Annotated in this window: 11 protein-coding genes; 6 read left to right on the forward strand and 5 right to left on the reverse strand. The window is 69.1% G+C overall.

Annotated features, from left to right (window positions below):
- Nucleotides 1-49 precede the first annotated feature (49 nt).
- From ACORQU_RS08380 to ACORQU_RS08395, 4 genes are all read left to right on the forward strand, one after another.
- Nucleotides 50-745 (forward strand): response regulator transcription factor, encoded by a 696-nt coding sequence (locus ACORQU_RS08380; protein ID WP_271647777.1) that lies wholly within the window; start codon nucleotides 50-52, stop codon nucleotides 743-745.
- Nucleotides 735-2,018 carry a sensor histidine kinase gene (locus ACORQU_RS08385; RefSeq protein ID WP_491644549.1) on the forward strand — a complete coding sequence of 428 codons (1,284 nt, stop codon included), beginning with the start codon at nucleotides 735-737 and terminating at the stop codon, nucleotides 2,016-2,018. The genes ACORQU_RS08380 and ACORQU_RS08385 overlap by 11 nt, the downstream gene beginning before the upstream one ends.
- Before the next feature lie 403 nt (nucleotides 2,019-2,421).
- Nucleotides 2,422-5,871, forward strand: a complete 3,450-nt coding sequence (locus ACORQU_RS08390) for a hybrid sensor histidine kinase/response regulator (protein ID WP_491644551.1) — start codon at nucleotides 2,422-2,424, stop codon at nucleotides 5,869-5,871.
- 95 nt (nucleotides 5,872-5,966) lie between these two features.
- The gene (locus tag ACORQU_RS08395) at nucleotides 5,967-6,602 is read left to right on the forward strand and encodes an exopolysaccharide biosynthesis protein (protein ID WP_491644552.1); all 636 of its coding nucleotides are present in this window, start codon (nucleotides 5,967-5,969) and stop codon (nucleotides 6,600-6,602) included.
- A gap of 184 nt (nucleotides 6,603-6,786) precedes the next feature.
- Here the strand turns inward: ACORQU_RS08395 and ACORQU_RS08400 are convergent, their stop codons facing one another.
- Entirely contained in the window at nucleotides 6,787-7,530 is a 744-nt protein-coding gene (locus ACORQU_RS08400) for an SDR family oxidoreductase (protein WP_491644554.1), read from the reverse strand.
- 98 nt (nucleotides 7,531-7,628) lie between these two features.
- On the opposite strand from ACORQU_RS08400, the gene ACORQU_RS08405 reads away from it, so the two are divergent.
- Nucleotides 7,629-8,549, forward strand: a complete 921-nt coding sequence (locus tag ACORQU_RS08405; RefSeq protein WP_491644556.1) for an AraC family transcriptional regulator — start codon at nucleotides 7,629-7,631, stop codon at nucleotides 8,547-8,549.
- Between the two features lie 72 nt (nucleotides 8,550-8,621).
- Here ACORQU_RS08405 and ACORQU_RS08410 read toward each other — a convergent pair whose 3' ends face one another.
- Together ACORQU_RS08410 and ACORQU_RS08415 are read right to left on the reverse strand one after the other, a co-directional pair.
- Complete coding sequence (locus tag ACORQU_RS08410; RefSeq protein WP_491644558.1) at nucleotides 8,622-10,004, reverse strand: FAD/NAD(P)-binding protein; 1,383 nt, start codon at nucleotides 10,002-10,004, stop codon at nucleotides 8,622-8,624.
- A 9-nt stretch (nucleotides 10,005-10,013) separates the two neighbouring features.
- Nucleotides 10,014-10,937: a LysR family transcriptional regulator gene (locus tag ACORQU_RS08415; RefSeq protein ID WP_491644560.1), complete on the reverse strand. Its 924-nt coding sequence runs from the start codon at nucleotides 10,935-10,937 to the stop codon at nucleotides 10,014-10,016.
- 102 nt (nucleotides 10,938-11,039) lie between these two features.
- On the opposite strand from ACORQU_RS08415, the gene ACORQU_RS08420 reads away from it, so the two are divergent.
- Nucleotides 11,040-11,855 carry a DODA-type extradiol aromatic ring-opening family dioxygenase gene (locus tag ACORQU_RS08420; RefSeq protein WP_491644561.1) on the forward strand — a complete coding sequence of 272 codons (816 nt, stop codon included), beginning with the start codon at nucleotides 11,040-11,042 and terminating at the stop codon, nucleotides 11,853-11,855.
- Between the two features lie 128 nt (nucleotides 11,856-11,983).
- On the opposite strand, the gene cls is transcribed toward ACORQU_RS08420, so the two are convergent.
- Nucleotides 11,984-13,405, reverse strand: coding sequence for a cardiolipin synthase (gene cls / locus ACORQU_RS08425; protein WP_491644563.1), 1,422 nt, complete (start codon nucleotides 13,403-13,405; stop codon nucleotides 11,984-11,986).
- 237 nt (nucleotides 13,406-13,642) lie between these two features.
- On the reverse strand, nucleotides 13,643-13,810 hold the full coding sequence (rpmG, locus tag ACORQU_RS08430) for a 50S ribosomal protein L33 (RefSeq protein WP_205956734.1): 168 nt from the start codon (nucleotides 13,808-13,810) through the stop codon (nucleotides 13,643-13,645).
- Nucleotides 13,811-13,818 lie beyond the last annotated feature (8 nt).

Here is a 13,818-nt window from a genome sequence, read left to right on the forward strand (position 1 = left end):
CGCCTCGCGTGGGCTGCCCGCGCCGCCACCTGTGCAGGAGGATGCGGCCATGCGGCTGCTGGTCATCGAAGACAATCGCAATCTCGTCGCCAACCTGTTCGACTATTTCGAACCGCGTGGGCATGCCCTGGATGCCGCCCCGGATGGGGTGACCGGCCTGCATCTGGCCACCACGCAGACCTTCGATGCGGTGGTCCTGGACTGGATGCTGCCGCGCATGGATGGCCGCGAGGTGCTGCATCGCCTGCGCGCCGAGCACGCCAGCGACGTGCCGGTGATCATGCTGACCGCGCGCGACGAGCTGCCCGACAAGATCGACGGGTTCCGCACCGGGGCCGATGACTACCTGACCAAGCCGTTCGCCATGCAGGAGCTGGAGGTGCGCCTGGAGGCGCTGCTGGCCCGGGCCAAGGGGCGCAACCGGCGCCGGGTCCTGCAGGTCGGTGACCTGACCCTGGATCTGGCCACCCTGGAAGCCCATCGCGCCGGCCGCGCGCTGCATCTGTATCCGGCCTGCCGCAAGGTCCTGGAAGTACTGATGCAGGCCAGCCCGGCTGCGGTGACCCGGCAGCGCCTGGAATATGCGCTGTGGGGCGAGGAGCCACCGGACGGGGACATGCTGCGCTCGCATATCTACGAGCTGCGGCGCAGCGTGGATGGCCCGTTCGACACCAAGCTGATCCAGACCCTGCCGCGGGTGGGCTATCGCATCGATGCGGGAACGGCGCCGGCCGATGGCGCGTAGAAGCTCGCTGCGCGCGCGTCTGCTGCGCTGGGCCCTGCTCTACCTGGTGGTAGTGACCGCTGCGGTGGTCATGGGCGGCGAGGTGGTCAACGAACACGCCGAGCGTCAGGTCTGGCGCTCGCTGATGCGTTCGGACATGCAGCACTTCGTAGACCGCAGGACCGCCGACCCGCGCTACAACTGGATCGACGACCCGGCCGAGCGCATGTACTTCCTGCAGACCGATCCCGACGTGCCGACCGATCTGGCCAGGCTCAGTCCAGGCCTGCACGACGACTTCGAGATCGGCGGGGTCGAACACGTGGTGCTGGTGGAGGACACCTCCCTGGGGCGGCTGGCATTGGCCCTGGATCTGACCCGCTTCGAGGGGGTGGAAGGCTCGGTGACCGCGGTCACCATCGGCACCGCGGCGGCGGCCATCACCATCTTCGGTCTGGTCATGGCCTGGGGCCTGGGCCGCGCGGTCCGACCATTGAGCGCGCTGGCCGGCGAGATCGTTCGACTGCGGCCGGATGAGGGGACCGCGCGCATCGCTGTGGCCGACGACGCCAGCGAGGAACTGCGTGTGATCGGCGATGCCTTCAACGACTACCTGGAGCGCAACGCCCGCTTCGTCGAGCGCGAGCGCGCTTTCATCGACAGCGCCAGCCATGAACTGCGCACGCCGGTGGCGGTGATCGCCGGTGCCAACGAGTTGGCCCTGGAGCAGCCGGACCTGCCGCCCGCCGCCCGCCAGCCGCTGTTGCGGGTGCGCCGCACCGCACGCAATGTCGAGCAATTGATCTCTCTGCTGCTGGTCCTGGCCAAGGATCCCTCGCGCCTGAACCGCAGCGCCGACGTGGTCGCGCTGGAGGACCTGCTGCCTGAGGTCGTGGCCGACCATCAACACCTGACCGAGGGGCGTGACCTGGAGCTGGTCGTCGCGCCCCTGCAGCCCTGCGCGATCCGTGCGCCGCTGGCCATCGTCCAGGCCGCGGTCGGCAACCTGCTGCGCAACGCCGTGGAAAACAGCGACCGCGGCCGGATCGAGGTGGGGCTGGAGCCCGAGGCCACCGTCGTCATTCGCGACCCCGGGCACGGTATGTCGCCGGAAGAAATTAGCGCGGTCTATGGCCGGCTGGCGCGTGGTGGGGGCGGGCGAGACGGGGGCGGCATCGGCCTGGACCTGATCGCCCGGCTGAGCGAGCACCTGGGCTGGCGCATGCAGATCGAGTCCGATCCAGGGCGCGGTACCGTGGCGCGGTTGAGCTTCGCTCCGGCGCAGGTGGGCTGAATACCGCCTGCGGTGCGGGTGTCGCCGCATGCGTTGCCGCTGCGCGACGGTTGATGGCGTTGCGCTGTCCGGTCCGGCCAGCGTGATCGCGCCTTGCAGGATGACGGTGTTCCGCTCTGCGCTTTGCCGCGCCCGACGCTCCCGGCCGTACAGCAAACCCCCAGAAAGCGGCGCACACGGGCCTTGGCGTCGGTAACCACCGGCACGCAGGAGCGACCGCGCCTGCCCAACCCGCTCGCCAGGCGAGCCGGACGGCGCAGGCGTTCTTCAGTCCACGTCGATGCATCGCAATGCGCGCATGGCGGCCCGAGTGTCGCGTGCGTGCGCCGACAGCGGCAACGTACACTGGCCCGCCTTGCCGGGAGGTGCCACGGCGGCCCGGCGGCCATCAGGAAGAGAGACCATGATTTCAGGCTGGGTCCTGCTGGGGATCTCCGTCGGCTATGCCGCAGTGTTGTTCGGCGTGGCCTGGCTGGGCGATCGCTACCCGCTCTATCCCAACCGTAGCTGGCTGCGTCCGATCATCTACTCGGCCGCGCTGGCGGTGTACTGCTCGTCGTGGACCTTCTACGGCGCGGTGGGCACGGCCGAGCGCCATGGCTTGAGTTACCTGCCGATCTACCTGGGCCCGTTGCTGCTGATGCTGTTCGGCTGGCGCATCATCGAGCGCCTGGCGCTGGTGGCGCGTAGCCACAACATCGTCTCCATCGCCGACTTCATCTCCTCGCGCTACGGCCGCTCGCGCCGACTGGCCGCGCTGGTCACCCTGATCGCGCTGTTCGGCGTCATTCCCTACCTGGCGCTGCAGTACAAGGCGGTGGCCATGAGCCTGGGCGTGCTGACCGGGTACAACCCGGAGGCTACCGGCTTCTTCCACGATCCGGCCCTGTACGTGGCCCTGCTGATGGCACTGTTCGCCGCGCTGTTCGGCACCCGCCAGGTCGATGCCACCGAGCACCATCACGGCATGATGGCCGCGCTGGCCTTCGAATCGGTGGTCAAGCTGGTGGCCCTGGTCGCGGTGGGGTTCGTGTCCTGGCGTTGGCTGGGCGCGCGCGAGCATCCGCTGGGGGAGGCCGCGCGCACGCTGTTCGAGAATCAGCCGCCGGTGGGCTTCTTCACCCAGACCCTGCTGGGCTTTCTGGCCATCCTGTGTCTGCCGCGCCAGTTCCAGGTGGCGGTGGTCGAGTGCGGCGACGTGGGCGACGTGCGTCGTGCGCGCTGGATGTTCGCCGGCTACCTGGTGATCATCTCGCTGATGGTGGTGCCCATCGCCACGGCCGGCGTAGAGCTGTTCGGCGGTCGCGGTGCCCAGGCTGGCGACACCTACGTGCTGGCCCTGCCAATGGCCATGGGCCATGACAAGCTGGCGATGGCCGCGTACATCGGCGGCTTCTCGGCGGCAACCGGCATGGTGATCGTGGCCAGCATCGCCCTGGCCACGATGATCAGCAACGACCTGGTCATGCCGATCCTGCTGCGTCGCGGCTGGGGCGAGCGCCACGACGCCGCCGACATGGCCACCCGCGTGCTGTGGATCCGCCGTGCCGTCATCGTGCTGCTGGCCCTGGGGGCCTACGCCTACCACCGGGGCAGCAATGGCGACAGCACACTGGCCAGCTACGGCCTGATCGCCTTCGCGGCGGTGGCGCAGTTCGCCCCGGCGCTGATCGGCGGCCTGTACTGGCGAGGCGCCAGCCGCCACGGCGTGGAGCTGGGCATGGCGGTGGGCTTTGCGGTGTGGGGTTACACGCTGCTGCTGCCGACCCTGTCGGCCTCGGGCTGGCTGGGGCCGGAATGGTTACGCACCGGGCCGTTCGACATCAGCTGGCTGCGCCCGCAGCAGCTGTTCCACCTGTCCGGCTGGGATCCGCTGACCCACGGCACGTTCTGGTCCCTGCTGCTCAACGCGGCCACGATGATGATCGTCTCGGCGCGCTGGCGACCCAGCCTGGACGAGCGCCTGCGCATCGTGCCGTTCCTGGACCCGTATGCGCAGCGGCGCGCGCTGATCGCCAGCGAGTGGCCGGGCAACGTGCGCGTAGCCGACCTGATGTCCCTGGCCCAGCGCGTGGTTGGCGAGCGCCATGCCAGCCGCGCCTTCACCGAGCAGGCCGAGGAGCTGGGCCGCGAGCTCAAGCTCGATGCCAACGCCGACCGCGCCTGGGTGCAGTTCACCGAGCGGCTGCTGGCCTCGGCTATCGGCGCGGCCTCGGCGCGGTTGGTGCTGACCAGCGTGCTGCGCGGCTCGGGCATGGAACTGGGCGAGGTGGTCGCGGTGCTGGACGAGGCCGGGCAGGAGCTGCGCTTCAACCGCGAGATCCTTTCCTCCACGCTGGAGAACATCAGCTCCGGGGTCAGCGTGGTCGACCACGAGATGCGCCTGGTGGCCTGGAACCGTCGCTACCAGACCATGTTCGGCTACCCCGAGGGCATGCTCTACGTCGGCCGCCCCGTGGCCGACCTGATCCGCTACAACGCGGAGAAGGGCGAGCTGGGCGACGGCGATGTGGAGGAGCAGGTCAGCAAGCGCATCGGCTACATGCGCGCGGGCAGCCCGCATGTGTTCGAGCGCGTGCGCAGCGATGGCCAGGTGATCGAGATGCGCGGTCAGCCGCTGCCCGGCGGCGGCTACGTAACCAGCTACAACGACGTCACCGAGTTCAAGCACGTCGAACAGGCGCTGCTGCGCGTCAATGAGACGCTGGAGCAGCGCGTGGCCGAGCGCAGCCAGGAGGCCGAGGCCGCGCAGCAGTCCAAGACCCGGTTCCTGGCGGCCATCAGCCACGACGTGCTGCAGCCGCTCAACGCCGCGCGCTTGTTCACCTCGGCCCTGCGCGAGAGCGGCGGCGATGCGGCTGAGCAGGTGCGCCTGGCCGAGCGCGTGGACGCTTCGCTGCGTGCGGCCGAGGAGTTGCTGGACGGCTTGCTTGATGTCTCGCGCATGGACGCCAATCGCCTGCGCACCGAGTTGAGCGACTTCGACGCGGCCGAGCTGCTGCGCGAACTGGCCGCCCAGTACGCGCCTGTCGCGGCCAATCGCGGCCTGCAGCTGCGCGTGCATACCCGCGCCAGCGCGCCGGTGCGCAGCGACCGCCGCCTGTTGCGTCGCGTGTTGCAGAACTTCATCGCCAATGCGCTGCGCTACACCCGCTCGGGCCGCATCGTGCTGGGCATGCGCGGGCGCGGCAAGCAGCTGGAGCTGCAAGTGTGGGACACCGGCCCGGGCATCCCGCCCCAGCACATGCGTCAGATCTTCGATGAATTCCAGCGCTACCAGCAGCCCTTCGACTGGGGCGAGCAGGGCCTGGGGCTGGGCCTGTCGATCTGCCAGCGCATCTCCCGCGTGCTCGATGCGCCGCTGGATGCGCGCAGCAACGTCGGGATGGGCAGCATGTTCTCCATCACCGTGCCGCGCGCGGCCGCCGTCAGTGCTCCGGCCGTGCGCCAGCGGCGCCCACCGGCCAGCGACTCGCTGACCGGCCTGAAGGTGCTGTGCGTGGACAACGACCAGGAGATCCTGGACGGCATGCGCGTGCTGCTGGGCCGCTGGGGCGTGGAGGTGGTCAGTGCCAGCACGGTGGATGCCGCGCTCGAGCGCGTGGTCGCCGATGCACCGGCGGTGATGCTGGTCGACTACCACCTGCACGATCGCCTGGAAGGCCTGGATACGCTCGATGCGCTGCGCGCGGCCAGTCCGAAGCCCATTGCCGGGGCCCTACTCACCGCCGATGGCCGCGACGAGCTCAAGGTCGAGGCGCGCGAGCGCGGCTACCGGCTGCTGACCAAGCCGGTCAAGCCGGCCTCGCTGCGCTCGTTCCTGGCCGCCCACAGCGAGCGTCGGCACGCCTGATTGAACGCCAGCTCCCGTCCGATCGGTGCCTGACAGCGCCGACATCGGCCTTCGGGCTAGGCTCGGGCGTCTCCCCCACCACACGTCCCTCGCGCATGTCCTCGACCGCCTCGGAGCAGACGCTGGGCGACCAGCTGCAGCACGCCATCGATCGCCTCCCGCCGGACCAGCTCAGCCTGGATGCGCTGCTGGAGCAGTTCGGCCCACAAGGCCTGTTGATGCTGACCGCGCTGCTGACCCTGGTGTTCCTGATCCCGGTGTCCATCCCGGGGGTGAGCACGGTGTTCGGCGCGGGCATCCTGCTGGTGGGCGTCTCGCGCCTGTTGCGCCGCCCACCGTGGCTGCCGGCCCGCCTGCGCCAGCGTCGGCTGCCAGCAGACCGGCTACGGGCTGCACTGACGCGCGGCCTGACCTGGGTCGGCCGCCTGCAGAAGGTCAGCCGCCCGCATCGCCTGCCCGGGCTGGTCGATCCACGCCCCGCGCAGATGCTCAACGATGCCGGACTGGTCCTGGGCGCCGTGCTGTTGATGGCCCCGTTCGGCTTCGTGCCCTTCAGCAACACCTTGCCCGCCATCGCCCTGCTGCTGCTCGCCATCGGCCTGATGCAGCGCGACGGCGTGGCGGTGCTGCTCGGCCACCTGATGAACCTGGCCAGCATCGTGTACTTCGGCGTGCTGATCGGCGGTGGTGGGCTGGCGATTCGGGAGATGTGGGGGAGGGTGGTGGGGTGAGCGGATTGCTCAGGAATTTTGGACGTAATGGCCTCCAGCCTCGTCCATGAGCAGACGTTCGGAGCGCGCGAAGCACTAGCGGCTTGGCCAGGACATGTGACGAGCGCCGCTGCTAAGAGCAACCCGAGGACCGACATCCAGCGCTGCTGCTGCCTTCCAGGTCGGGGCAATCGTGCCGGCGTCTTCACCGCGGCCCTGCCAATGCGACGGCATCGGCTCCAGCGGGGAAATGGAACTGGTCGGAGCCGTCGTGCGCGGCTCGCCAGACGACCTCGGCAACATCCTCGGGGCGCGTTGTCGCATGCGGACGAGCGAAAGCCTCGAAGATCGGTCGGGCATAGTCCGCATAGGTCTCTGGGATGAGGCCGTTCATGCGCTCGGCCCCGTTCTCGGCGAACCGCGTGGCCGGGCCATAGCCGGGCTCGACCAGCTTGACCCGGATGTCGAACGCGCCCAGTTCGTGCGCCAAAGAGCCGGTGAAACCTTCGACCGCCGTCTTGCTTCCCGTGTAGGCGGCAGCGAGCGGCATGCTGGCCAGGGTGACGCTCGAGGTGACATTCACGATCGTGCCCGCCCGGCGCTCGCGCATCTGCGGAATCACGGCCTGCACCATCGCCATCGTGCCGAACGTGTTGGTCTCGAACACCTCGCGCACCGTTTGCATCGGCGTGGCCTCGAAGGCGCCGACGACGCCGATGCCGGCGTTGTTGACGAGAACATCGATCTGACCGGCCCCGTCGATGGCGCGCGCGATACTGTCGGCGTCGGTGACATCCAGCGCGACCAGCTTGATGCGGTCGGACGCGGGCAGGAGGGCCGGATTCGGGCGGCGCATCGTGGCGAGGACGTTCCAGCCGCGATCATGGAAGTAACGCGCGGTTTCGAGCCCGTAGCCGGAAGAGCTGCCAGTGATCAGAACGGTTTTCATTGTGGTGCCTCCGTGGTTGATAGGTGTGACCACGATAGACGTGCGACAAAGGACTATTGATCTTGTATCGTCCAGAAAACATTGGCCTGAGTCCTGTCATGACCGATCCACTGGCTGAGCTGATCACCCTGCTCCGACCCGACAAAGTCATGGGCAAGAGTATTTCCGGCACCGGGCCATGGAGCGTCCGCTACGCGCCATTCGGGCACCCGGGCTTTTGCGTGGTGACCGATGGCGCATGCCTGCTGCAGGTCGATAGCGCGGATCCGCTGCATCTAGAGGCAGGCGACTTCGTGTTCTTACCTGCTACTCCGGGATTTATCCTGTCCGGGTTCGAGCCCGCTGAGCCGCAGCAGGTCGATCCCACCGCCATCGCGGACCAAGGCCATGAATTGCGCCATGGCTCCATCGAGGGGGAGCCCGACGTACGCATGCTGGGCGGCTATTTCGTCTTCGATTCGCCCGACACGGCGCTGCTGGTGGCGCTGCTCCCGCCGGTCATCCACGTCCGAGGCGAGGATCGCTTCGGCGTGCTGGCGCGGCTCGTGCGTGAGGAAGCCATGCAAACGAGGTCGGGGCGCGACCTCGTCCTGACCCGGCTGGTCGAGGTTCTGCTTATCGAAGCCTTGCGCGCAGCCCCGGGCGACGCCGCGCCGGCAGGTCTGTTACGCGGCCTCGCGGACGAGCGTCTGGCCCTATCGATCCGGGAGATGCACCGCGACCCATCTCGCGCTTGGACGGTGGAGCAGTTGGCAAAGGCCGCCGCGCTGTCGAGGTCGGCTTATTTCCAGCGCTTCACGCGCGCGGTCGGCATGCCGCCGATGGAGTACCTGCTCGCCTGGCGGATGGCAATTGCGAAGGACATCCTCGATCGTCAGGATCTTGTGATCGAGAAGGTAGCCGAGCGCGTGGGCTATTCGTCTGCGAGCACGTTCAGTACTGCCTTCACTCGCTACGTGGGTCGATCCCCGAGTGGCTACGCCCGGGAGAGACGCCAGATACGCTCGCGTGCCGCCTGATGCCCGCTTGGGGTGGGCAGCGGTCACGCAACCACATGCCCCTTATCTATATCCCGGGCAGGCATTGCACCCTCAGATAGCGCCCTGCTCGGCCAACACCACAGAAGCAATTCCCTCTGCCTGCCCCCGCAATTCCGGGATCGCCAGCGATTCCCATAGGGTGCCGATGCGCAGGCTACCCAGGGCGAACAGCCCGTGCTGTGCGTGGCCATCGGCGTCGCGCAGGCGGCCGTCGGGGGCGGTGTCCAGGCCGATACCGTGGGGGCCGGGGCGGGCCAGGCCGCGGCCGGCCAGTTCGGTGAGCAGGGGGTTACCCATCGCCTGGGTGCGCAGTTCAACGCCGGTGGCGTTGATGACGTGTTCGACGTCCAGCGCGAGTACCTGTCCGACGCGGCCCTGTCCCTGCAGCTGCACGCAGCGCTCGCCGGCGATGGCCGTCGCCAGGCGCGCGCGATGTCGCTGCAGCTGGCCGCGTGCCATCGCGGCCATCAGCTGCTGGTGGATGGCCGGGGCGATACGATGGCGATGCACGTCCCACAGGCGCACGACATGGCGCAGGAAGCGGCGCTGGTCGTCGGCCGACAGCGTGGTCCACAGGCGCTGCACGTGGGGGCGCAGGGCGTCGATCACCGACTGCCACGGCGCGCTGCGTGCCTGGGCGTCGGCGACCTCCTGCCGGAGCGCGCGCATGCGTGCGCGCAGCGGCAGCGCGGCGAAGGCGTCGATGTCCAGCGCATGGGCGGGCTGCCCGTCCACGTGCGGCAGTGGCATCAGCCCATGGCGCGAGACCACGTGCAACGGCCCGGCGTGACCAGCGCTGAGCAGGGCCATGGCGGCATCGACCATGCTCAGGCCGGAACCGATGATGCACACCGGCGCTTCGGGCGCGATGCGCTCGATCGCGGGGATGTCCCAAGCTTCGACCCGCCGCCCGGCCGGTAGCGAGGACGCGCCGCGCGCCGGCAGCGGACGCGGCGCATTGCCGGTCGCCAGCACCACCGCCGCGGCCTGCAGTGTGGTGCCGTCGGCCAAAGCGAGCACAAAGCCGTCGTCGGCCTGTTCCAGCCCGAGCGCACGCACGCGCAGGTGGATCAGCGTGGCACGGCTCGCTTGCTGCGCCTGGGCCAGACGCGCGGCCAGATACGCGGCAAAGCGCCGACGCGGCTGGAAGCTGGCCGCCAGCGCCTCGCGCGTGGTTTCGGGCATGTCGTGCTGCAGCCAGTCCACGAAGTCGCCCGGCACCGCGTTGAAGGCGCTCATGCCGCCGGCACGGACATTGAGCAAGTGCTCGGCATGCTCGGTGGCGTGTGCGCCGCCGAGCCCCAGGCCAGGGCGGGGTTCGAGGATGGCGATGCGCAGCGGACCGGTGGCCTGGCGGAGCACGTGGAGCGCGGTCAGCGTGCCGGCGGCGCCACCACCGATGATGGCAATGTCCTGTGGGGGCAGGGAAGACATGGGGAGGTCCTAGGCGGCCTGGGTGAGGTCGGAGGCAGGGCGCGGACAGGTGGTCCCAAAGGTCTCGACCAGAAAGTCGATGAAGCTGCGCACCTTGGGTGCCAGGTGACTGCGACTGGCGTAGACCGCGTAGATGCGCACGGCGGGCACCTGGTACTGCGGCAGCAGGCGCACCAGGCGGCCGTCGGCCACCGCCTCGCCGACGATGAAGTCCGGCTGCAAGGTGATACCCATTCCCGCGATCGCCGCTTCGCGCAGCAGGTCGCCATTGTTGGCGCGCATGGACTCGCGCACGCGGACGCTCTCCTCGCCGTCGGGTCCATGTAGGCGCCATTCGTCGCCGCCCGCCCAGTAGCGGTAGCCCAGCACTTGGTGGCTGGCCAGTTCAGACAGGCGTTGCGGCGTCCCGGCCTGGCGCAGGTACGCGGGCGCGGCGCACAGCATCATCTCCGCCTCGGCCAGCGGCCGGGCAATCAGTGAGGGCGCGGGCTCGCGGGTGATCCGGATCGCCACGTCGTAGCCTTCCTCGACCAGGTCCACCAGGCGGTCGGACAGATCCACGTCCACGACCACCTGCGGATGCAGGCGCGAGAACCGGGTGACCAGATCCCCCAGGCGGGCGATGCCGAAACTCACCGGGGCGTTGACCCGCAGCGTGCCCGAGGGCTCCAGGGTCTGAGCGGTGAGCGCCGCCTCGGTCGCTTCGAACTCGGCCAGCAGCTTGAGGCAGCGCTCGTGGTAGGTGGCCCCGGCGCTGGTCAGGCTGACATGGCGGGTGGTGCGGTTGAGCAGGCGCGTGCCCAGGCGCTGCTCCAGCCAGGCGACGTGGCGGGTGACGCTGGGGGTGGACATGTCCAGGGCGTCGGCCGCGGCGGAAAACCCGCTGCGCTCGACCACCGTGGCGAAGACCCGCATGGCCTCAAGCGTGTCCATTGTTTCTGCCTCCGCAACAAATTCTGGCTTCCCGCGCAGTTTATCCCTTGGGTTGGCGGGAATACGCTGCGGCACTTTCTTCGTGCTGGAACAGACCCTGCCATGAACGCATCCGCCCGCCTGCCCTCGCTGTATATCTCGCACGGCTCGCCGATGACCGCGCTCGACCCCGGGCAGGTGGGCCAGCGCCTGGCCGAACTGGCCCGCGACCTGCCCCGGCCCAGGGCGGTGGTGATCGCCTCGGCGCACTGGCTGGCCCGCGCGCCGCTGGTGGGCAGCGCGGCCACGCCGGAGACCATTCATGACTTTGGCGGGTTCCCGCAGGCGCTGTTCGACATCCAGTATCCGGCGCCGGGCGCACCGGAGGTGGCGCTGCGCGTGGCCCAGCTGCTGGACGCGGCCGGCCTGCAGCCGCACATCGATCCGCGGCGCGGCCTGGACCACGGCATGTGGGTGCCGCTGCGCCTGCTCTATCCGGACGCCGACGTGCCGGTGGTGCCGCTGTCGATCCAGCCCCTGGCTGGCCCGGCACACCAGTTGGCCGTGGGCCGCGCGCTGGCATCGCTGCGCGAGGAGGGCGTGCTGGTGATCGGCTCGGGCAGCATCACCCACAACCTGCATGATCTGCGCAATTACGGCGAAGGCCGACAGGCGCCGTACGTGCGGCCGTACGTCGACTGGGTCGAGCGCACGCTGGCAGCCGGCGACGTGGAGGCGCTGCTGGACTATCGGCGGCGTGCGCCGGGTGCCGAGCAGGCCCATCCCACCGACGAGCACTGGCAGCCGATCTATGTGGCGATGGGCGCGGCGGGCGACACGTTCCGCGCCACGCGCATCGATGCGGGCATCGACATGGGCCTTCTGGCGATGGATATCTACCGCTTCGACGATGCGCTGCCGGCCCGGGCGGCGGCCTGAGCACGCTGCAGTGATCCGGGCGCTGCATGCGAACGCCATGCGACGCCCCGCACGCGCGCATGTCGCATGACGCGGCTGGGCCTGCTGGCGTGGGGTGCGATGCGCCTGGCGGCTGCCAGCACGTCGGCTTAGATAAACGAATCGGCCAGCCGCGCAATGCCTTCGCGGCTGCGTTTCCAGGCCGGTCGCTGGTTCCAGCGCTCGAGCGTCAGCACCTCCGCCTCGGCCAGGTACCCGGCTTCGATCCGACGCATGCTGGCCACCACGCCAGCGTCATAGCAGAGCATGCCCACCTCGGCGTTGAGGGCGAAGGAGCGGATGTCCAGGTTCATCGAACCGACCAGCGCCATGTCCTCGTCCACGCTCAGGTGCTTGGCGTGCAGGAAGTGCGGGCGGTAGTGGGCGATCTTGACGCCCGATTCGAGCAGCTCGCCGTAGTAGGACTCCTGCGCCCAGGCGGTCAGGCGCTGGTTGTTGCTGGCCGACAGGATCAGCTGCACGTCCACGCCGGAGAGCGCGGCGATGCGCAGGGCGCTCAGGGTGCCGTCGTCGGGCACGAAGTACGGCGTGGTCAGCACCAGTTTGCGCTGGGCCAGGTGGATCAACGCGCACACCACGTCGCGCGCATTGGAGAACGGATAGGCTGGCCCGCTGGGCAGCAGTTGCGCGGCCACGTTGGATTCGCGCACCGGCGTGGTCACGATCACGTCCAGGCGCTCGCCGGTCTCCAGGTACCAGTCGCTGGCGAAGATGGCCTCCAGGTGCGAGACCGCCGGGCCTTCCACGCGCGCGACCAGTTCGCGGTTGGGGTGGCCGCGCACGAAGGCGCCCGGATCGGCCAGGTTCTGCGAGCCGATGTAGCCGGCGCGGTTGTCGATCACCGCCACCTTGCGGTGGTTGCGCAGGTCGATGCGCCCGCTGCGCCGCCAGCGCAGGCCGCCGGGCAGCAGTTCCTGCACGCGCACCCCGCCGGCGCGCAGGCGCGTGGCGTAGGCGCGCATGCCGCGCTTGGCGCCCACCGCGTCGAGCATCAGCCGGCATTCCACGCCGCGCGCGGCGGCCTGCAGCAGGGCATGGCAGACCATGTCCCCGACCCGGTCGTCGAACATCAGGTAATACAGCAGGTGGACGCGGTCCTGCGCGGTGGCGATGTCCTCCAGCAGGGCGCGCAGGGAGGCCTCGTAATCGTCCAGCAGGGTCACCGCGTTGCCGTGGGTGGGCATGAAATCGCCCAGGCGTTCGACCAGCGGGACCATCTCGGTATCGGCGCCGTCGCCGGCTGGATGCCAGCGCAGCTCGCCCAGGGGCTTTTGTTCCTCACGGATCAGCTGCGAGGCCTCGGCCTGGCGCCGGATGCGTTCGCGCGACAGCCACGGGTGACCGAACAGCAGGTAGAGCGGCAACCCGGCCAGGGGGACGAAGAACACCAGCAGCAGCCAGCTGCGCGCTGCCGCCGGCGTGGTCCGGGAGGGAATCCACGCCAGCGCGGCCAGGCGGATCACCCAGTCCAGGATCAGCAGCCAGCTGCCGATGGAGGACGGCTCGGTCATCGAAGTCTCGGTGATCGGGTCAAGGTCCGGATTGTGACAAGGCTTTCGTCGATCGGATAGCGGAGCCTTGCCGTCATGCGCTTACTTGACGCGGCGGTCATGCGGATCAGGCCGGAAGGCCTTGGAATCGCCACGAAAAAGCCCGCCTTGCGGCGGGCTTTCTCTTGAGGCGCTTGATCCCCGCTTTCTCGGGGATGACGCGATGCAAGCGCGGGTGCCAGCACCCGCGCCGTTGCGTCACTTGATCTTGCCTTCCTTGTAGATCACGTGCTTGCGCACGACCGGGTCGTACTTGCTCATTTCCATCTTGCCCGGGGTGTTCTTCTTGTTCTTGTCGGTCGTGTAGAAGTGACCGGTGCCTGCCGAAGAAATCAGGCGGATCTTGTCGCGCTTGCCTGCCATGATGATTCTCC

The organism is Pseudoxanthomonas sp. JC1303 (assembly GCF_058448525.1).

Coding starts and splice junctions, on each gene's coding strand:
- ACORQU_RS08395 (WP_491644552.1), top strand. CDS start 5,967: ATGTCCTCGACCGCCTCGGAGCAGACGCTGGGCGACCAGCTGCAGCAC.
- ACORQU_RS08420 (WP_491644561.1), top strand. CDS start 11,040: ATGAACGCATCCGCCCGCCTGCCCTCGCTGTATATCTCGCACGGCTCG.
- cls (WP_491644563.1), bottom strand. CDS start 13,405: ATGACCGAGCCGTCCTCCATCGGCAGCTGGCTGCTGATCCTGGACTGG.
- ACORQU_RS08410 (WP_491644558.1), bottom strand. CDS start 10,004: ATGTCTTCCCTGCCCCCACAGGACATTGCCATCATCGGTGGTGGCGCC.
- ACORQU_RS08405 (WP_491644556.1), top strand. CDS start 7,629: ATGACCGATCCACTGGCTGAGCTGATCACCCTGCTCCGACCCGACAAA.
- ACORQU_RS08390 (WP_491644551.1), top strand. CDS start 2,422: ATGATTTCAGGCTGGGTCCTGCTGGGGATCTCCGTCGGCTATGCCGCA.
- ACORQU_RS08380 (WP_271647777.1), top strand. CDS start 50: ATGCGGCTGCTGGTCATCGAAGACAATCGCAATCTCGTCGCCAACCTG.
- ACORQU_RS08400 (WP_491644554.1), bottom strand. CDS start 7,530: ATGAAAACCGTTCTGATCACTGGCAGCTCTTCCGGCTACGGGCTCGAA.
- ACORQU_RS08415 (WP_491644560.1), bottom strand. CDS start 10,937: ATGGACACGCTTGAGGCCATGCGGGTCTTCGCCACGGTGGTCGAGCGC.
- ACORQU_RS08385 (WP_491644549.1), top strand. CDS start 735: ATGGCGCGTAGAAGCTCGCTGCGCGCGCGTCTGCTGCGCTGGGCCCTG.